The sequence below is a fragment of the Exilispira thermophila genome, assembly GCF_055389015.1.
The window spans coordinates 401,283-422,860 of sequence record NZ_AP042476.1 but is presented as its reverse complement, the minus strand read 5'-3'; the positions used below and the strand labels follow the sequence as shown (position 1 = coordinate 422,860).

The window sequence follows — 21,578 nt, the reverse complement described above, 5'->3', positions numbered from 1 at the left end:
GTTTAATTATTATTTTTATTATTTTTCACTATTAGCATTTTTATTGTTATTAAAATTTCCATTAATCTATTCTATATAGTTTCATTTTATATTTATAAAAGTATAATTTTATAATTTTTTTTATTGAATTTCCTTACCACTTATCTCTTCAATTCTTTTTTCAACAATTTTCTTACTTTCTAAAACTTCAGCTTCATCCCCAGCAATATAAACTCTTCCAAATTTTCCAATACCAGCTACATTAATAATATTTATATGAGAAGCTTTTTCTGCTTCATTTGCCACATAATATGCATATCCTGCTGGTTCAATTTCTAAAACATATAATGTATCACCTTTTAATACCATATTTCCGTATCTAGTTTTATTTATTAATTGAGCTTGATGATCATCTATGTTTTTTATAAGCTGGCTTGTAAGTACCCTTGGTTTTAACCTATCCGATTCTTTTAAATTTAAAGCATTTAAAATAGCTTCACCTGCCTGTCTTGTATCAGCTTGATTTGGTGAATGAATTTCTAAAAAACCAAAAGATCTTTCAACGACCTGTAATCCAGGTTTTACATTTGTTGCTTTTAAAGCAATATCAGTTAATCTATTGATTTCAATACCTGGAGCAATCTCAACAACACAACATGCTTCATTAGCAACAGGAAAATAACCTCTAGAAATTGTTGCAATAAATGAAGCCATTTGTTTCTGTAAAGAATCTAAAAATATGTATGTTCTTAATTCAACCATAAAATATCCTTATATATATATTCATTTGCTTAATAATTAAAATATACTATTTAAAATTTGTCAAATAATTAAAAATAAATTATTTATTATGAATAAACTAACTTCTTTTTATAAATATTTATTTATATTATATAAATTTTTATTTATATCATGATATTTAAAAAACATATTAATCAATAATATTTAACTTCATTATTTAATTTTCCAGTTTTCAAATATTCTTTTAAATTGTTAATTGTCTGGATTGCATTTTCTTTTACAGCTTTAGCTGTAAATCCAGCTATATGAGGAGAAAGTACAACATTATTAAGTTCCTGATATGGAAAGTTTGATGGTTCTCCAACAACTTCACCAGAAGAAGGGTATTTAAACCATGCATCAAGAACTGCACCTTTAAGATACCCATTTTTCAAATATTCATATAATGCTTTTTCATCAACACTTCCACCTCTTCCAACATTTACAAAAATTTTACCTTTCATTAATTTTAAAATATCTTCATTTATAATATTTTTAGTTTCAGGAGTTAAAGGTAAAGCAGAAAATACTATTTCAGAATCATTATCAATTGCTTCTTTTATATCATAAAAAATTTTATCATAAAATTCCGGTAATTTATCTATTTTTCTCTTTTTATATCCATAAACCTTTGCATTAAATGCCTTCATAAATTTTGCAATATAATGTCCAATTGCACCTGCACCAAGTATAGTAATGGTTTTATCCTGAATACTTTCCCATGTATCATCTAACCCTCTATTAACCCAAAATCCATGCCATTTAAGTTGCTTTAGGTCATTATGATAATCAATTACTTTATTATAAAAAGCAAGTGTAAGAGCAATCGCATGCTCTGCAACAAACCTTGCGTTCCCGTGTGAATTAGCAATTCTTATTTTCCTGGAAAAAAGGTTATTCAAGGGTAAATGATTTACTCCTGCAAATGGAACAAAAATAACTTTAAGGGATTTTGCTTTTTCTATAAAGTCTAACTGTAATTTACCACCTACAATAATTTCAATATCAGCTAAATTATTTTCAATCTCTTTTTCATCAATTATAAATTCATTTTGAGGAAACTGTTTTTTTAATTTTTCAATTTCCTGAATCCAGAAAGAATTAACTTTTGTATAAAAACCAATTTTCATAAAATATCCTCCATTTTAAATAATTAACTTTTCTTAACTATTATAATTTATTTTTTTATTTTTTCATCTCATAATTATATAATTTATAATTTTTACCTGTTTATATATTTTTATATTCATATTAAAAATATATTTTAAAACAAAACTTTACATTACTTTATATTTTGTTAAATGATTTTATATTCTTACCCAATATATTACTTTATCATTTTTTGTACTTATTTGTTTTATATTTTTTATAAAATAAGATAACTTGGAGTTTTTTGTTATATAATCTAATTTAACTATTTATTATTTTTAAAATTTAGTTAATCTTTATCAAAATTTATTATGGGATTCAGCAATGAGAAAATTTTTAAAAAAAATTTTGTTTATTTCTATATTTTTATTTTTATTATCAATAATTCCAATCTATGTTTTTTCACAGGACGAAAATTCAAATACTTCAAATAACAACAATAATAATAATGACACATCCAACAAAATACTTTCTATAAAAACAATAAATATAACAAATTTAAAAACTGGATATGGTGCAAAATCTATTTTAATAAGCCCTGATTCAAGATATGTATTTTCTATTAATCTTGAAGCAATGAATCTTTATATTTTTGATAGAGAAACAAAAAAATTAAAATATAAATTACAATTTATAGCTCACCCAGGTAAAGGCTATAATTATTCTACTCATAAATGGATAAATTCATATCAGGAAAAACCAGTAGAAGGGTATTTTACCCATGGAGGTAGATTTTTATGGGTTTCATTACATAATGCAGGTGGAATTGTATTAATTGATCTTTTAAAACTAGGTTTGTTTAAACCAGAAGATTACAATGGAACTAACTCTAATGATAAAAATACCACTAATAGTAGCAATAATAACAAGACTTCTAATAATGCTGATACAAATAACAGTACTTCTAATACAACTAAAACAGATTCAGAAAATAATAATAATAATAATAATAAAACAGAAACAAATTTTTCAAAAATAATTGATACATCGTATAATTTTAATAAACAAGCTTATTTTTATGATTTAGAAAATAATAAAAAGATAAAAATAAGTTTACCTTTCTTTAAAACTGGAACAACCCCAAAAATTATCTCTTCTACATCTGATGACAGGTATCTTTTTATTTCCAACTGGCATTCTGCAACCGTTAGTGTTTTTGATATTAGTTCTAATAAAGTAAGTAATTTTAAAAAAATAAAAGATATTAAAAGTGCAAGAATACCAAGAGGACTTGCAGTTTCAAAAGACAACAAAAAACTTTATATTGCTGATATGGGTTCGAATATTATATATATTATTAGCATTCCTGAATTTAAAAAAATTGGATATATAAAAGTTCCAGTAAACCCAAGACACCTAATAATTGATGGAAATTATATGTATGCTTCAATAAACATCAACTCTCAAATTGTCAAAATTGATTTAAATACAAACAAAATAGTTTTAAAAAATAATACAAAAAAATCTGCAAGAACTATTGCTTTATCAAAAGACAAAAAAATTGTATTTGTAACATGTTATAGAGGTGAATATGTACAGGCATTTTCTACTCAATCTTTAAAACTTATTGGAGAATGGAAATCCAGTAAAGGTCCTGTTGGGATAGATGTTTTCCAACAAAAAAATTTAATACAAGCCTGGGTGGTTAATTATAGTACAGGGATAATTAAAGTTATTGAAATAGAAGAACAACAATAATATTTATTCAATATATTTTAAATTAATATAAAAAAATAAATAATATAAAAAAATATATTTTATATTAATAAAAGAATATTAACAAAAAAAATAGGTTATAGGATATAAAATTGATTCATTTAAAAAATATATATTTTGACTATACAGGAATTCCTATTTTCGAAGATGCTAATCTATCCATTTATCGAGCAGATAGAATAGGTATCGTAGGTAAAAATGGTTCTGGAAAAACTACATTACTAAACATTATTTCAGGAAACCTTGAAATTACAAAAGGTCAAATTATAAAAGAAGGAAATATAAAAATTGGAGCTATCCCTCAAGAAATATATTTTGATAAATCTGAAACCCCTTTTTCATTAGCTAAAAAAGCTTTTGAAAAAGAAATTTCTCTGATTAAACAATTTGAAAATATTTCAGAAAAATTAGAAAAGGAACCTGATTCCAAAAAATTACATGAAAAATATGACCTTTTATTAAATGAAATAGAAAAATTAGATGCATTCAATTTTGATTATAAAATTAAGAGAATTCTTTATGCAATGGGTTTTTCACAGCAAGAATTTGAAAAAGAATTAAACAAAGCTTCTGGTGGTTTTAAAGTTAGAGCATATATTGCCTATCTATTATTATTAAAACCTGACCTTTTACTTCTTGATGAACCAACAAATTACCTGGATATTGATTCAAGAATTTTTTTAACAGGTTTTTTAAAAAATTATAATAAAGCATATATAATAATTTCTCACGATAAATATTTTCTTAATGAAGTTGTAGACAAAATTGTTCATGTTGCTAATAAAAAATTATTTACATATACTTCATCCAATTATGATGAATTTGAAAAAAAGAAAGAACTTTTATTGAAACAAGCTTACGAATTTGAAAAAAACAAACAAAAACTGGTAAAACAACTTGAAAGATTTATTGATAGATTTAGAGCAAAGAAAAACTTTTCTTCTAGGGTTAAAAATAAGATTAAACAGGTGGAAAGAATTAAAAATCAAACAATAGAAATTCCTCAAGAAAAAGATATAAATTTTTCTTTAAAAAGTTCAGGGAAAAAATTTTCAAATATCATATCCTTTACAAATGTTTCATTTGGTTACAAAAGTAATTATGATGACTTAGAAAATAATATTGATAATCTTTTACTAAAAAATATAACCTTTTCTATTATTAGAGGACAAAAAATAGTATTAATGGGGAAAAATGGGATTGGTAAAACAACATTATTGAAGTTGGCTAATAATATTTTAAAACCAACTTCAGGAGAAATAATAATACATAATAATTCAACAATTGGTTATTTTGCACAAAATATAATTGAACAACTTGATTTTGAAAAAAGTGTATTAGATGAATTTTCTGAATCTAAAAATACACAAAATATGACTGAAGGGCAGAAAAGAACATTACTCGGTGTATTTGGATTTTCAAATGAAGATGTATTCAAAAAAGTAAAAGTGTTATCTGGAGGAGAAAAAGTAAGACTTATAATTTCAAAAATATTTGTTAATGAACCAGATATTTTAATATTGGACGAACCGACAACACATATTGATATAACAACAAAAGAAGTTTTGAAAGAAAGTCTTAGAAATTTTGATGGTGCTATTTTAACTGTATCGCATGATATTGATTTTATTAAATCAGTAGGGGAAGAATTCTGGACTATAGAAAATAAAAATTTAGTATTTCTAAAATCTTTTGAAGAATATTTAAACCTTTTTCATAAAAAAGATAATATAAACAATAACAAAATACTTACTTTAAAAAACAAAAAGAAAGAATATATAACTGACAAAGTAGATATAAACATAATTAATCAAGACTATAAAAAAAGAAATTATATTGATGATATAAATAAAAAAAGCAATAATAGTCTAATAAATAAAACAAACATTAAAAATAGAAAGCCTAAAAATAATGTTAGTGAGATTAACAACAAAAATTCTACCAACAATAATTTAGACAATATAAACATTTTTAATAATACAAATTCATCAACAACCTTTAATTCTAATACAAATAACAAAGATAAAATATTGAGTAAAAATGAAATATTCAGAAAAAGGAAAGAACTTGAATTAATTGAAAATGAAATTTTACAAATAGAAGAAACTCTAAAAAAAATTACAAAAGAAATGTCAGAACAAAAAGATTTTACCGTATTAAATAATCTAAAAACTAAATATGAAGAATTACAAACAGTTTTAAAAGAAAAAGAAAATATTTATTTTGAATTAAGTGAATTACTTGAACCATATATATAACAATATAACTTTTAATATATCTTTAAAAAGTTTAAAAAAATAATAATTTTGTTTTTTCAACTTAAAAACAGAATCCATTTCTAAAGATATAAATTAAAATAATTGATTTATAAATTTAATCAATTTGGGACCTAATATAATTATACCAATAACAGCTGCAAATAAAGAGGTAATTAAAACAGCTCCTGCAGCAATATCAAGTAGCATCCTTACATAGTAATCTTTTTTTTTAAATATATGTCGTGCATAAATTTCAAACATTGTATTTATCATCTCTGCAACAATTACCAATCCTATAAGAAGTAAAAGTATGGAAAATTCTATATAATTAACTTTTAAAATAATAGCTATTGCAATTACAATAATTCCTGATAATAAATGAAATTTCAATGTATTTTCATATTTAAAACCATCAACTATCCCTCTTATTGCATAACGAAATTTGGAAATTATTTTATTGTTCATGTTTTTTCCTATAATAGATACGATTTATATCTCCAATTATTCTTATAGCATTTTCATTTTGTTTAATTTTTTTAATTAACTTCTTTTTTATCCTTTTTAATTTCGTCATTTTTCTCTATAAAGTTTGAGCCAAATTAAATAAAAAGTCTAAATTTAAAAAAATAGTGTTAATATGTGAATATAATTTAGGTTCAATTTCAAAATGAGTGGATAAAAAAATTTAAAAAAAATAATTTCTCCCCATACTAAAAAAAATAGTACAGAGAAAAAAATGCACTTAGAAAAAATTATAACTGTTTTATTTAAAATTCAAGGATCTTTATTTGACATTATAAAATTAATTGAAAATAAAATTATTATTGAAGTTAATCATAAAAATAAACCTATTTGTCTTGTATGTGGAACAGAATGTTGTATTTATGATTCAAAATATAGAGAAATTAAAATAGGATTTTTGTTGGGAAGAATTATTTATTTAAAATTTAAATTAAGAAGAGTAAACTGTAAAAAATGTAACAAAGTATTAACTGAAAAACTTGACTTTACTGATCCTAAAAAAACTTATTCAATATATTTAGGGGAAGAAATATTAAGATATAGCAAAAAGTTAGATAACAAATCAATATCACAAATAACAGGTATATCAGAATCAAGTATTTATAGGATTGATAAAAATATGCTAACTAAGAAATTTGAAACACATATTTCTAAATTGCCACAAGTAAATAAAATGAGTATAGATGAAGTATCATATAAAAGAGGGCATAAATATTTTACAGTATTTATAGATAATGAAAGGTCAAAAGTTATCTGGTTAGAAAAAGGAAGAAAACACAGTGATTGTATTAGAGGATTAGAAAGTTTAAGTAAAAGAATTGAAAACCTTCAAGTAGTAACAATGGATTTATGGAAACCTTATGAAAGTGCAATAAATAATTATTTTAAAGGGAAAGTTAGTATAGTATTTGATAAATTTCATATATCAAGATTATTAAATAAAGCAATAGAAGAAGAAAGAAGAACCTATCAAAAACAATTATCATTTAAAGAAGGGTTATTTATTAAAAAGCATATGAGATGGATAATATTAAAAAGATATTCAAAACTAGATTTAAATGGGAGACAGTACATAGAAAAATTAAAGAAATTAAATAAACCTTTATATGAAATATATCTTATGAAAGAGGATTTTTTATCTATATTTGGCAGGATATATACATTAAAAGAAGCTTTAAAGATGCTATTAAACTGGTTGAATATGGTATTATCAAGTGAATATAAATATTTAAAAAGGTTTGCAAAAAAGATAGAAAAAAGAATAGATAAATTATTAAATTGGTTTAAATATCCAATATCAAATAGTAAAGCAGAAGGGTTAAATAATGTAATAAAAACATTACTAAAAAGAGGATATGGTTATAAAGATAATAATTATCTTAAATTAAAAATATTACAAATTGCAGGAGATTTAGAATAACTATCCATACATTATGAAAGAGAACCTTTAGTTTTTACTAAAAAATACTATTTTTTAAAATTTATATCCTTAATTTTCACTTTATATTTTATTTTATTTTTATTTTAAGTATTATTTTTATTTTACTTTTAAATTCACCATACTATCAATTTTATTTTTTAATTTATTTTTTATAGTTACTATTAAATCTATATTCTTTGTTCTTTTTTTACTTTTAGCTATTAGTACATATGATGAGAATCTTTTTTTAAACTCTTGTTTATCAATAAAATAAATCCCTACTGATGGATCAACTAAAAAATAATATTGATATTAATTGCCAATACATAATGTAAAATGTTTTTCTGGTTTTTTAAAATGAACTATTATTGGTAAAAATTTATCTTCTTTTGAAATCTGTCTTAATTTATCAATACCTATTTTATAACCTTTTACTTGAAAACCATAACTAAAAAGTATATGTTTTATATCATCTAAACTTATAGTTAAATCTTTTTTTTCTTTTAACTTTTTGAAAAATCTAGCAATAAGAGTTTTTTCATCAAGGTTATAAAAATAAAAATATTTTAAGAATGTTGCAACAGTTGAAATTCCACATGAAGTATCAAAACCCTGTTTATATCCATAACAAAATCTTTTTTCTTCTTTTGATATTATTTTAAGTAATTGATTATTATAATTGACAAGATTCAAGGTAAAATCATTTAATCCTTTGCTTAATTTTTGATTATTTCGTGAAAAAAGGAAATATGATGAATAAATTAATAAAAAAACAATTAACAAAATAAATAAATTTGTTTTTATAATACTTTTTTTTACTTTTAAATACATATTTGAATCCAATACTATATTATTTTAATTTTAATTAATTATTTAATTTACTTAAAAATGATTTTGAAAATTTTTAATAAATGTTAAAAATATGTCAAGTTATTTTTGCATATTAAGAAAGATATTAAAAAAATTTGCAGGGTAAAAAACGAAATTTGATAAATTGGCAGTTTTTTTTAATATTTAAGCAATTTATCCATTTTTTATAAATTTAAATATGCTAGTTAGGTTATATTTAAGATTAAAATTCAAATTATTAATAAACTCATTTTTTTTAACAGCTAAAATTTAGACTCTTAACTTCTATTTCAATATCATTAGTTTTATTCATTTTTTACTCCAGTTTAAATATTTGTTTATTAAAAATATTGAAACAAATAAACAAATAATTATTACCAATAAAGAAATAAGTACATTATTTTCTGGTATATTAGAAAAAGTGCTTAATAACAATTCAGTAGCATAAGTTTGAGGAAAAATAAAAGATGTAATTTTTAATAATCCTGGTAATGTAGATCTCTCTACAAGAATGGGGCTAAAAAACATAGCTCCTAAATACACTATGTTAGATATTGCTGATGCAGTTGATACTCTTCTGCATGAAGTTCCAATAACAGCTCCAATACCTGAAAATGCAAAACCTATAAGTAATATATATACGATAATTAATGGATTTGGAATAATAATAAATTTTGTAAAAATCCAGCTTAGAAAAAATAAACTTATTACTCCAGGAAATCCAATAATAGTGTAAACTAATAAAATGGAAAATACAAAAATAAAAGGATTAATCCTTAAAAAAGCATAATATTCATAAGCTTTAGTTTCTTTTAAATTAGAAATCCATTGAGCTAATGAATTAATGCTTATTCCTGAAATTGAAATTATCATATTTCCTGCAATTATATGTTTTAACCTAGAAACTTCATGGATTCCATTTAAATAAAGCATATATAATATACCTAATGGTATTAAAAAAGAACTTAAAATAAGAAAAAACAGATCAGTTTTAAATCTTGCAATGTTTATTCTAAATAAAGCTTTTAAATCATTAAAAAACATATTTTTTCCTTCTTTATAATATTTTTAATAATTTTGTTTTATAATCTTTTGTATGATATCTTATATTAGTTTATTGGATCAGTTTTTGTATATTATTTCATGTTATTTTTTTGTTATCTTTTATTCTAAGTTTTATTTTGTTTAATTTTTTCATTATTTATTATACGCATATAAATATCCTCAAGAGTAGACTTTTTTATTTCAAAATCTAAAATATTGTTTTTATCGAACCCTTCTATTATTTTTTTTTGTAATTTCAAGTATCTTTCCCTTAAAATATTTACTATTACTGATTTATTTTTTAAGTACACTTCATTGCCATCAAATAATTTTAAAAATTGTTTTTGATTTTCATTATTTATATTAAATTTTATTGTAATCCTATCGTAATATAAATTTTTACATTCTTCAGGTGTTAATAATAATTTTATTTTAGAATTATTAATAAAAGCAATTTTTGTTAATATATCTTCAACATCATTCATTTGATGTGTAACTAAAAGTATTGTTGTATTGAATTTTTTATTCATATTATAAATATAATCTATTACTAATTTTTTATAGCTTATATCCATACCACTTGTTGGTTCATCTAAAATTACTATTTTTGGATTACCAATAATTGCAATTAAAAAACTTACTAATCTTAATAATCCCCCTGATAATTGGTATAAATATTCATTTTTTTTATTTTCTAATTTAAAATAGTTTATTAATTTGCTACTTAATTTGCTAGCAATTTTTTTTTTAAAACCTTTTAATACACATGTTTCTTTTAATGCTTCTTTTATTGTAAGATCCCATAGAGCAAATGAATCCTGGGATTGATATCCGATCAAATTTTTTATTTTTCTGATTGAATCAAGCTGGTTTCCAAATATCTTTATTGATCCATTAGTTGGTTTAATAAATCCAACTATTTGTTTAACTAAGGTAGTTTTGCCTGCTCCATTTGGGCCAAGAATTCCAAAAATTTCCCCTTCATTTATTGATAAGTTTATATTAGAATTTGCAATAACATTATTTTTATAAATTTTTGTTAAGTTTTTTATTTCTATTGCGTTCATAAAACTCCTTTATAATAAAAAAAATTAACTTGATAATCACTTTCAAAAAAGTAAAATAATTATTATTAAAGTTATTTATATTGTTTTTCTCGCCATTTCTAATTATATAAGAAATTTTACCTATAATGTTTTGTTTTTTTATAATAGAAATATGGTTACTATTATCACCTTTTTCTGCAATATAATTTCTAATTATATATATACATCTATGAGCAATAATATTGTTATTTTTTTTAAAAATTATAATATCTCCTTTTTTTATACATAAATTCTTTTCAAAACCCAAAATACAAAGATTTCCATTTTTAAGGGTGGGATGCATACTGTTTCCTTTTATGACTATAAATTTCATTATACTTCCTCTTTAATCTTGCAAAATTTCATAAAACCCAATTTTTTTATTATTTTTATCATTTCAAAATTTTTTTCATCTATTATTACTTTTATTTTTAAAATGTTATTATTTTTTAATATTTTTAAATAATCATAAAAAATATCAATAATATATGCACCTTTAATTAAAACTCCAAAAAATTTTATATGAAGAATATTTTTTTTATTTTTTTTAGCTAATATAAATCCTATTGGTTTTTTATTAATATTAGTATATATTTTTGAATATTTTTTATATAACAATTGATTTTCAAATAAATAAGAAATACATTCATAATTTTCATAATAGGAATGATTAGAAAATTCACTATCTTTAGAATTTTTAAAAACTTTTGTAAATAATTTTGAAAATTCTTTTATATTAGTAATATCTTCACAAAAAATATTATATTTTATTTTATATTTATACAAATAATTGTAATTTCTATTATTTATATCAATAAAAAAAATTATAGAATTTTTAATCATTTCTTATCCTAAAATTGTATTATTAAACTTCATAACAATCAAGTAAATTGTATTTTTTAAGCTTTTTTATAAAATCAATTATAATAAATTTTTCTTTTTCAAAATTTTTTATATTTCCTCCTATAAAAATCAATATTAAATATCAAAAAATCTGCCAATTTATCTAAACGAGGTAAAACCTCAAATTATTGCTTTCAGGCAACGGAATAATCTTTATTTAACAATATATCATTTGATTTTACTGGATCATATTCACAACCATTTTTTAATAATGTCCATACCAATTTACTTAATTTTCTTGAAGTTGCTATTATTGCTTTTCCGCTTCCTTTTATTTTTTTCATATTTCTATAAGATTTCATATATCTGTTTTCTCTTTCTCTTTTTACCCTTATCATACCCATTGTCATCTGTACAAATGCTGTTCTTAATTCTTGTGAACCTCTTTTAGTTATATTCCCATATCTTTCCTTGTCTGCTGAATTTTGTACCCATGGTACCAATCCACAATAAGAAGAAAGCTTTTTATATGAACTAAATTTATTTATGTCATCTATGTAAGCCCTTAAAGTAATTGAAGTTATCAATCCACATCCTGGTATTGTCCTTAGTATTCTTACTGCTTCATCTTTTTCTGTCATCTTTGAAAGCTCTTTCTCTATTTCTGATATTAAACTTTCTATACTATTTATTGTTTTTATTATCCCTGATACTATACTTTTTTTTATTGGGTCCGATATTTGTTCTATAATTTTTACCCTTCCTGTTTTTGTGTTAAGCTGTCCATTCTTTGTTTCTATACCCATTTCTAACATTATTCCATGTATTTGATTCTTTAAACTTACATTGGTCTTTTTTAATACTGACCTATGCTTTAATAAATCTCTTAAATTTTTACTATCTTCTTTACATAAATTTACTTCTGGTATCATATCTTTTGATAAAAATTCTGCTAATGTCCTTGCATCATGTTTATCTGTTTTGTTTATTGATTCATTTATTACTTTAAACTTTAAGGTATTTACTACATGTACTTTAAATCCATAATTTTCCATTTCTCTTTTAAAATATCTTGTATTTCCTGTAGATTCTACTGCTATTTCAATTTCTTCTGGTTGGGATAATTTCTTTAACAATCTTACAAATTCCATATATCCTTCTTTTTTTGTAGAAAATTTCCAATTAATATCTGCAATCCTTTGTTCTAAATTTTTTATACATACTGTCATTTGATGCTTGTGTAAATCAACTCCAACTGATAGTTTCATCTGCCTCCTCCAATTATTTTTTTTAATTGAAAGCAGATTCTTTACGATATTTATTACAGAGAATAATCCATTCTCCTATTCAATCTGGATTGTTAAAATCCGATTATTATGTTGATTCGGCTGTAGGCTCTTCATTCTCCTAAACGGTCTTTTTGACCAAATTAAATGTCGAACCTAAGCCTATCTGCTTTCAGGTTTATTTTCGTTGCCTGAAAGCAGTTTCTTTATCCCCTGCTATTGATTTTTATCACATCTCCTAAAAAAAGATATATTTCTAAAGGTGTTCGAAATTCTTGTAAAGAATCTAATATTTTCTTACCTTCCTCATTAACCTCAAATCCTTCTTCTAAATCAAGGTTAAAAATATAATTTTTTGAATCAAAACTTTGTCTATAAACATTTTTTTTTAATTTATACTTTAATTACATAAACTCCTCCATTATAATTTTATAAAAAAAACCTTTTTATTTCCAACAATGTGGGTCCTCAGCAAATATATCACCAAAATACGCAAATGCCATTGCTCTACATCCATAACAAGTTTTTAAATATTTACAATTTTTACATTTATTATTAATTTTATTCTGTTTTCTAATATCCCATATTAAATCATTACCATACCATATTTTATAGAGTGAATTATATCGAATATTTCCTATTTTTAAATTTAATCTTCTGCAAAGCATTATTGAACCATCATACAATAGATCAAAAGAATTAATTCCAATTGGACATCTTCCTCCATATTTTTCATTTATTAATTTCCATAATGATCTTCTTTTTAAAATTGAAACATATTTTAAATTTTTTGATAAACTTTCTAATTTTTCTAAAATAGATTTATACTCATTTTTTGATATTAAAATATTATTTTTAATTAATTCATTTTTAGATGGAACATATCTTGTTAATAAGTAATTAATGGGATATTTAAAATTCTCAAGAAATAAAATTAAATCTATAATATCATTATAATTTAATTTTGTAAGAACAGTTTGTATTTGAATTTTCATTTTGTATTTTATTAACAATTTAAGTTTTTCAATAATTTTATTAAATATTCCTGAGCCTCTAATTAAATCATTTGTTTTTTCTAAACCTTCTATACTTATTTGAATAAAATTAAATTTTGGTAGAGAACTTAAAAATAAACAAATTTCATCATTTAATAAAACACCATTTGTTAATATATTAATTTTTAATACGATTTCTTCTGAATCTAGAAATTTTAATAAATTAATAAATTCAGGATATACTAAAGGTTCTCCTCCAGTAATAGAAATTTCTAAAAATGAATTTAATTTAATTATAAACTTTTTAAGAAGATTATAATCACATAATAATTCTTTTAAAGTTGCTTCGTTATAATATTTATCCATATAACAATGCTTGCATCTTAAATTACATTTTTCTGTAATATGCCATTGCACATCAAAAATATTATTAATTTTTTTCATTTTTCAAAACCTTTATTAAAGTTATTATAATTTCAGAAGTAATATTTTCTATTTCATGAATAGGCCATCCCCCTGAAGATAGCATATTTTTGTAGAGATAATTGACTATTTTATAAATTACATATTCCACTCCAGGTTTAGTAATATATGAAGAAGAAGATAGAGCATTTAATATTATTGTTGAATAAATAATTGAGGTATTTCCAGGAAATTTTTTATAAGGTTTGTATCCTCCATTTCTTTCTTTATTAGATATTAATAAATTTAATGTTTTATCAATTAAAATATTTAAATCATTATATTCACAAATATTTCTATTATTGTTTAATGTTGAAAATGCTAAAAGAAAATATGCAGCTTTATATAGTAATGAATCTATACCATTAAAATCATTTTTCCAACAATCATATACAAATCTGATAGCTTTATTATAATTAATTGTATTTTTAAATTGTGGATTAATATTTGATAAATTATATATTACAAAAGAAGTTGAAGTAATTCTAGAAATATCCCCAACATATCTTCCCCATCCACCATCTTTATTTTGTGTTAACAAAAAACAATTATAAATTTGATCTACATATTTTCTTTTAAATTTTTTTATAATATAATAAGAATATATATTTTCTTCTGTATTTGTCCATATATTATTTTTTTTATAAGAATTTAAATTATTAAAGATATATTTTATAACAACATCTTTAATTTCAAATCCAGATTTTATTAAAGAATATACTACTTTAATTAATCTTGAATTTTCAATTTTCTTTTCAATCATTTTATACAAAACTTCATTTAAAAAAATTGAGTTTTTAATAATCATTTTTATTATTTTATTTTTTAGTTTCAAATAAAAACTCCTTATCTTTTTCACTAAGTTCATTATATATTTTTATTGTTAAAATACTGATTATTTTGTATAAAATACAAAAATAATTTATATTTTTTTCAAAAAAATTTTTATTTATTAATTTTTCAGCCCCGCAAAAAAATAAACATAAATTTTTATTCCAACAAGAATTACATATATTATTATTACGAAATTTGTTTAATTTTTTAAATTGATTCCATTTATTTTTAAAATTAATAAAACGAAAACATGGTAATCTATTTCCTTCCATATCAACAGAAATTTTAGATATTCCAGCTGAACAACCCTGAAATATACAAATTTTTTTATGTATTCTTAATAATAAAATATAAAATGGATTAATTTTTATTTTTATTCTGTTTTTAATATATTCAATATACAAATCTTTTAATATAGAATATAAATTAATACAATGAATAATATATTTTTTTATATCAATAAAATTAGAATCAGAAGAAAGAGGAGTAATTCTAAATTCATTAATTCCTAATTTAATTAAATCATTAATAAAATTAAAATTATTAATTTCTAAAGTTAAAGTTGTTCTAATTATTATTTTAATATTATTTTCAATTAGTTTTTTTAAATTCTTAATTATTATATTGTATGTTCCTTTTCCATTTTTAAAAATTCTGTTTTTATCATGTGAATTTAGATCTCCATCAAGGCTAATTAATAATTTAAAATTATATTTTTTAAAAATTTCAATTATTTCTTTTGAAAGAATAGTTCCATTAGTAAATACACTATATTTTATAGATTTATTAAATTTTTCAGCAAAATAGCATGTATATTTAATAATACTAAAATTTAATAATGGTTCTCCTCCAAAAAAATGAATACTTTTTAAATTATTATTTTTTTCCTTTAATTCATTTATATTATCAATTATTTTTGTTGACATATAATTTCTTTTTGAATTTTTTAAAGTAAAACAATATTTACATGACAAATTGCAATCATCAGTAACAATTAAGGTAATAGATTTTATATTTTTATTAAAAATAATTTTATTTATTTTTTTTTCTCTTTTATAAATTATTTTATTTAAAATATTATCTAAATTATTAATGCATTTGATATATGAACTACAGTTTTCAGAAAAATATTTTTTTAAGTAATAATATTGAATGGGAATATTATTTATAATTGAAAATTTCCAAATTTTAAATTTTTCTTTTTTCATATTTTTTTATTTGATATATTTTTTGAAATATGAGCATATACCTAAATAAGTATATGCTCATTAATAATATTATTTACAGTGACATTTACATGCTAAAGCAGATGCAACATTAATATCACTTTTAATTTTTTTAATTATTGGTATATTTTTAAATACAATATTAGAGTCACTTTTTATTTTTTTAATCTTTTTAATCCTGTTATTCATAATAATTAACTCCTGCAAAATTATTTTACTTTATTTTATAATATTTATTCTATATCTTAACAAATATATTTTTAAAGAAATTATGTCATCCATAATCATTATCAAAATATTTTTTTGATTTTGTAATATATTGATTGTTTTTAGTAAATGACTTTTTATATAATGAAACTAATTTTAGAAAATAATGGTGAAAAGAGATAAGAGATAAGAGATAAGAGATAAATCAATATTTATTCTCATTATTATTACCCCATATTTTATTAAACATATTGTTAAAATTATGTTAACAAAAATTTGAAATTTTTTTATTTTTTTTTTTATCTTTTTTAATATCTATATAAAAAAATAAAGTCTTTTTTGTAATATATGGACATCTAAATTAATTTTTTTTTATTTACATTAATTTAATAATACATTATTCTATTTATTTAATAGCATCTTTAAATCTTCATTTAATGTATATCTCTTATTAAATATTTATAAAAAATCTTATTTCATAAGATATATTTCTATAATTGTTTTTAATAATCTTTTTAATTTTTCTGTTCATTCCCTTACCATTTAAATTTAATCTTTAATATCTTTGCTACTTTTTTAACAATTTACACTTTTTAATTTAAATTTTAATTAAAACTGTTATAATTTCTTCTAACTGTATTTTTTTCTCCCTGTATTAATTTTTTTTAGTATGTGGAAAATTTTTTTTTAAACTTTCTTTTTATACATTTATTTTAAATTGAACTTAAAAAAAACAATCATCATTGAAATAGAAAAAAATTTGTTGAAATTTTAAATAAAAACTATAAAATTATATAAATTATATATAAATTATTTTATAAGACTTTGTATTATATAATTTTTGTGTTATATAATATTCTGAAACTTTTCAAAAATAATATTTCTAAAGGATGCAAAATATGAAATCAATTCTTATAATTGATGATAATAATGATCTATTACTATTGTTAAAAGAAACTTTACAAAGCAAATATAAAATTTTAACTTCATTATCTGGAAGAGAAGGACTTTATTCTCTAATACATAACAAACCAGATCTTATTCTACTTGATATAATGATGAAAGGCCTTAATGGATTTGATATTTTAAAATTACTGAGAAATGATCCCTATACCAAAGATACACCCATTATTATTATTTCTGCATTAAGTGAAGAAAAGATTATAGAAAAAACTAAATCTATGGGTGCAAATGGATATTTAAAGAAACCATTTCAGCTTAGCTCTCTTTTAGAAATTATTAATGGTATTTTTTCTAATGAGATCTCTCTTGAAGAATTTAAAGTTTTTTAAAAATTAGATTATTTAGTATTTAAAATATCATTTCTTATATTTTCAATTTACATTTATATTTATAGTTTTTAACCTGAAGATTTATTATTTATTTTAATTATTTACTAAATAACTAACTTTCTAAAAAATTTCTTTTATTATTTTTTCAATAAATTCTAATTTTTCAATATTTGAAATAAATTTATTTTTTATAAAAATTGTATCTTTTTTATCAGGATCTATTTTAATTGTTTTATTTTTTAAAAGTGTAACTATTTTATTTAATTTTATTTCAATTTTTGAACTATCAAAAATAATTAAAATATCCTCTTTTTCCTCAAGGATTTTTGATATTTTCTTTTTCTCTGCAATTATCCTGATCCTGTTTAAATAAAAAAGATTTTCTAATCCTTCTGGTAAATTACTTTTTTTTGATAAATTCTTTTTATCTGATAAAGATATATTTTTTAATTTTATTTTTTCTACAGTTTCATCATAAAGATTCTTTAAATCTTTTTCACTTGATAGATCATATAACTTTTCATAAAGGTCAATTTTTGATTCTTTTGATTCAAAATATTTATCATTAACTTTTGTATCTATATCCAGTTCAATTTCAGTTCTAAATCTCTTTTTTTTATCTCCTCTTTGAAGTTTTTCTACAGTTTCTTTTAATAAATCTTGATACATATAAAACCCTACACTTGATATAAATCCTGATTGTTCTTTTCCAAGGATATTCCCTGCACCCCTTAACTCTAAATCTTTTAAAGCTATTTTATAACCTGAACCTAATTCAGAATAATCTGCAATTATTTGTAATCTTTTTAAGGCTATCTCACTTATAATCATGTCCGAAGGATAAAGTAAATAAGCATAGGCAAGTTTTGATCTTCTACCAACCCTTCCTTTTAATTGATATAAGTTTGACAACCCAAATCTATCAGCTCTATCTATTATTATTGTGTCAACATCAGGAATATCAATACCTGATTCTATAATTGTAGTTGAAACTAAAACTTTATATTTTCCATTAATAAAATCTTCAATTATAGATTTTATTCTATTTTTTTTCATCCTACCATGAGCATATGTAATAGGATATTTGTACGATGTAACAGTTTTCAAATAATTAGTCATAGCATCAATTGTTTCAACTCTATTATGGACAAAAAAAACTTTTCCCCCTCTTGCTATCTCCTTTTCAATTGCATATTTTATAACTCTATCATTAAACTCTTCAAGATACACCTGTATAGGTACCCTTTGTTCAGGTGGAGTATTTATAATAGAAATTTGCATCAATTTCATTAGAGACATATATAAAGTTCTTGGAATAGGAGTTGCTGTAAGCGATAAAACATCTATGTTGTGTCTTAAAAATTTTATTTTTTCTTTAGCTTCTACACCAAACTTTTGTTCCTCATCTATTATTAAAAGTCCAGGTTTTTTGAATTCTACATCCTTTGATAAAACTCTATGAGTTCCTATTAAGATATCAATATTTCCATTTTTTACTTTTTCAATAACTTCATTCTGCTTTGATGGTTGCACCAATCTTGAAAGAAGAGCAATTTCTACAGGATAATCTTCGAATCTTTTTTTGAATCTTTTAAAATGTTGCGATGCTAATATTGTTGTTGGTGCAATTAATATTACCTGGTATCCTGCATTTACTGCTTTAAATGCAGCTCTTATTGCTACTTCTGTTTTACCAAACCCAACATCACCACAAATTAACCTATCCATAGGATATGGTTGTTGCATATCAAGTTTTACATCTCTAATTGCTTTATACTGGTCATATGTTTCTTTATATGGGAATTTTTTTTCAAATTGAATTTGTTCCTCATCATCTTCAGGAAAAGCAATACCTTTAATTTTTTTCCTCTCTTCATATAGAGAATAAAGATTTCTTGCCCAATCCTCTATTTGTTTTTTTGTTTTTTCAACAGTTTTCTTCCATGTTTTTCCACCAAGTTTATCAAGTTTAGGTTTTAATGTTCCAAATCCTACATATTTTTGAATTAAACCTAAATTTTCAATAGGCAAATATAAATCTTCATTGTCTTTATATTTAAGATGGAAAAAATCTTTTTCCTCTCCCAGGACTTCCAGTTTTTTAATACCTAGATATTGCCCTATCCCATGTACAATATGGACAACAAAATCTCCTTCCTTCAAATCAAGTTTATTTTCTAAAAATTCTGTTTTATAATTACTTGTTTTTGATTTAATTTTAATATCTAAAATATCATTTTCAGAATAAATAGCTATTTTTTTGTCTTCAAAAATAACACCTGATTTCAAATATTCTTTAATGTAATGAATCCTGGGATCTTTAAATAATAATTTAAATCTTTTAATACCATTTTCTAAAGAAGCAATATAGATTTTATATCCATGGTATAATAAGGTTGAATATTCTTTTTTAAAAATTTCTATTCTATTTTTAAATTTTTCTGGAGTCTTAGTATAAAAATTAATTTGATTTTCTTCATGATTTTCAATTATTTTTAAATTTTTATTTTCATAATTACCACTGTTATATTTATTATTATAAGAATTTTGTTTTAAATTAAATCTCTCCAATATGTTTAAATATTTAAACTTACTATTTAATAAACTATTCTTAATATCTAAAAATAGTTTTTTATAAGAAGTTAACCCCTTTATTGATAAACCATTATATGAATATATTATTGATTTTAATTCCTTTTCATAAGCTTCAAATATTTCATTTTTATCAACCAAACATACTATGTCATTGTTTTTTAAATAATCTGTTAAAAAGTTTATTTTATTTGTTATTTTATCTAAATTCCATAAAATAGCATATTCTTTATCATTTTGAATATCAAGAATATAATTTTGTAATTCTTCAGAATTAATATTTGCATCATATAAAGAGGATATAATCTTTTTTTTATCATCCTCATTAGCACTAAATTCATATAAAGGAAGTAAACTTATTCTATCAACAATTCCTAAAAGCTTTTCACTATCTTTTTCAAATTCTTTTATTGTTTCAACCTTATCATCAAAAAAATCAATTCTAACAGGGTTTTTTAGAACATCATAATATATACTTACCAATTCCCCTTTAACAGTAAAATCTCCAATTGAAGTTATATAGTTCTTTTTGGTAAAACCAAGGTCAATCAACTTTTCAATTAATTCGTCTCTATCTAATTTTTGACCTATTCTAACAATCATCTTTCCTTGAGCTAAAGACATTGGGTCTATAACAGGAAAAAGTAAAGAATAAAGAGAAGTAACAACAATTTTTTTATTTATTGATAATAATGAATTACAGGTTTTAATTCTATAAAAATTAGAAATTAAATCAATATTGTTAAACTCATATGGAAATAAAGTTATTGGATAAAATAGTTCTATATCTATATTTTTATATATTTTTAAAAAATTATTATAAAAATCTTCTGCATCTTCAAATTTATTAAATACAACTAATAGATTAGAATTTGCATAATTTTGTTTTATTTTTTTAATTATATATGGGTAAATTGTTGGAGAAGCATTGTAAATAAGAGAATTTTTATTAAATTTAATTACTTTATTTAATTTATCTACTTTATCATTTAAAGAGTTATTATAAATCTTATCAAGGTTTAAATTAAAATTTTCCATT

General features: G+C 21.4%; 17 protein-coding genes and 1 pseudogene. 4 read left to right on the top strand and 14 right to left on the bottom strand.

The features are described 5' to 3' along the window. Positions 1-120: 120 nt before the first annotated feature. Together ACZ5EC_RS01760 and ACZ5EC_RS01755 are read right to left on the bottom strand one after the other, a co-directional pair. The gene (locus tag ACZ5EC_RS01760) at positions 121-741 is read right to left on the bottom strand and encodes a hypothetical protein (RefSeq protein WP_464303246.1); all 621 of its coding nucleotides are present in this window, start codon (positions 739-741) and stop codon (positions 121-123) included. A gap of 173 nt (positions 742-914) precedes the next feature. Then, a complete protein-coding gene (locus ACZ5EC_RS01755; protein ID WP_464303245.1) occupies positions 915-1,889 on the bottom strand; it encodes a 2-hydroxyacid dehydrogenase in 975 nt (324 codons plus the stop codon). A gap of 343 nt (positions 1,890-2,232) precedes the next feature. On the opposite strand from ACZ5EC_RS01755, the gene ACZ5EC_RS01750 reads away from it, so the two are divergent. Both ACZ5EC_RS01750 and ACZ5EC_RS01745 read left to right on the top strand, forming a co-directional pair. Continuing rightward, positions 2,233-3,606: a YncE family protein gene (locus tag ACZ5EC_RS01750; RefSeq protein WP_464303244.1), complete on the top strand. Its 1,374-nt coding sequence runs from the start codon at positions 2,233-2,235 to the stop codon at positions 3,604-3,606. A 110-nt stretch (positions 3,607-3,716) separates the two neighbouring features. Continuing rightward, the gene (locus ACZ5EC_RS01745) at positions 3,717-5,882 is read left to right on the top strand and encodes an ABC-F family ATP-binding cassette domain-containing protein (RefSeq protein WP_464303243.1); all 2,166 of its coding nucleotides are present in this window, start codon (positions 3,717-3,719) and stop codon (positions 5,880-5,882) included. 93 nt (positions 5,883-5,975) lie between these two features. Here ACZ5EC_RS01745 and ACZ5EC_RS01740 read toward each other — a convergent pair whose 3' ends face one another. Further along, on the bottom strand, positions 5,976-6,347 hold the full coding sequence (locus ACZ5EC_RS01740; RefSeq protein WP_464303242.1) for a diacylglycerol kinase: 372 nt from the start codon (positions 6,345-6,347) through the stop codon (positions 5,976-5,978). Between the two features lie 271 nt (positions 6,348-6,618). Between ACZ5EC_RS01740 and ACZ5EC_RS01735 the strand changes: the two genes are divergently transcribed. Then, positions 6,619-7,824, top strand: a complete 1,206-nt coding sequence (locus ACZ5EC_RS01735) for an ISL3 family transposase (protein ID WP_464303241.1) — start codon at positions 6,619-6,621, stop codon at positions 7,822-7,824. 117 nt (positions 7,825-7,941) lie between these two features. Here the strand turns inward: ACZ5EC_RS01735 and ACZ5EC_RS01730 are convergent. The 10 genes and pseudogenes from ACZ5EC_RS01730 to ACZ5EC_RS01685 all read right to left on the bottom strand — a co-directional run bounded on the left by ACZ5EC_RS01730 (position 7,942) and on the right by ACZ5EC_RS01685 (position 16,637). Continuing rightward, positions 7,942-8,655 (bottom strand): annotated as a pseudogene (locus ACZ5EC_RS01730) (cysteine peptidase family C39 domain-containing protein). Between the two features lie 327 nt (positions 8,656-8,982). After that, entirely contained in the window at positions 8,983-9,717 is a 735-nt protein-coding gene (locus tag ACZ5EC_RS01725) for an ABC transporter permease (protein WP_464303240.1), read from the bottom strand. 125 nt (positions 9,718-9,842) lie between these two features. Then, complete coding sequence (locus ACZ5EC_RS01720) at positions 9,843-10,784, bottom strand: ABC transporter ATP-binding protein (protein WP_464303239.1); 942 nt, start codon at positions 10,782-10,784, stop codon at positions 9,843-9,845. Then, positions 10,744-11,136 carry a S26 family signal peptidase gene (locus ACZ5EC_RS01715; RefSeq protein ID WP_464303238.1) on the bottom strand — a complete coding sequence of 131 codons (393 nt, stop codon included), beginning with the start codon at positions 11,134-11,136 and terminating at the stop codon, positions 10,744-10,746. Before ACZ5EC_RS01715 ends, ACZ5EC_RS01720 begins: the two co-directional genes overlap by 41 nt. After that, complete coding sequence (locus tag ACZ5EC_RS01710; RefSeq protein ID WP_464303237.1) at positions 11,136-11,645, bottom strand: hypothetical protein; 510 nt, start codon at positions 11,643-11,645, stop codon at positions 11,136-11,138. The genes ACZ5EC_RS01715 and ACZ5EC_RS01710 overlap by 1 nt, the downstream gene beginning before the upstream one ends. Positions 11,646-11,839: 194 nt before the next feature. After that, complete coding sequence (locus ACZ5EC_RS01705; RefSeq protein WP_464301847.1) at positions 11,840-12,913, bottom strand: IS110 family RNA-guided transposase; 1,074 nt, start codon at positions 12,911-12,913, stop codon at positions 11,840-11,842. Positions 12,914-13,377: 464 nt separating this feature from the next. Further along, a complete protein-coding gene (locus ACZ5EC_RS01700) occupies positions 13,378-14,370 on the bottom strand; it encodes a radical SAM protein (RefSeq protein WP_464303236.1) in 993 nt (330 codons plus the stop codon). Further along, positions 14,357-15,223 (bottom strand): prenyltransferase/squalene oxidase repeat-containing protein, encoded by an 867-nt coding sequence (locus tag ACZ5EC_RS01695; protein ID WP_464303235.1) that lies wholly within the window; start codon positions 15,221-15,223, stop codon positions 14,357-14,359. Before ACZ5EC_RS01695 ends, ACZ5EC_RS01700 begins: the two co-directional genes overlap by 14 nt. Beyond that, the gene (locus tag ACZ5EC_RS01690) at positions 15,207-16,430 is read right to left on the bottom strand and encodes a radical SAM protein (RefSeq protein WP_464303234.1); all 1,224 of its coding nucleotides are present in this window, start codon (positions 16,428-16,430) and stop codon (positions 15,207-15,209) included. The genes ACZ5EC_RS01695 and ACZ5EC_RS01690 overlap by 17 nt, the downstream gene beginning before the upstream one ends. Positions 16,431-16,499: 69 nt before the next feature. After that, positions 16,500-16,637, bottom strand: coding sequence for a hypothetical protein (locus ACZ5EC_RS01685; RefSeq protein ID WP_464303233.1), 138 nt, complete (start codon positions 16,635-16,637; stop codon positions 16,500-16,502). A 917-nt stretch (positions 16,638-17,554) separates the two neighbouring features. Here ACZ5EC_RS01685 and ACZ5EC_RS01680 point away from each other — a divergent pair. Beyond that, positions 17,555-17,947: a response regulator gene (locus ACZ5EC_RS01680; protein ID WP_464303232.1), complete on the top strand. Its 393-nt coding sequence runs from the start codon at positions 17,555-17,557 to the stop codon at positions 17,945-17,947. 120 nt (positions 17,948-18,067) lie between these two features. Here ACZ5EC_RS01680 and mfd read toward each other — a convergent pair whose 3' ends face one another. Beyond that, positions 18,068-21,577 (bottom strand): transcription-repair coupling factor, encoded by a 3,510-nt coding sequence (mfd, locus tag ACZ5EC_RS01675; RefSeq protein ID WP_464303231.1) that lies wholly within the window; start codon positions 21,575-21,577, stop codon positions 18,068-18,070. Position 21,578: the final 1 nt, after the last annotated feature.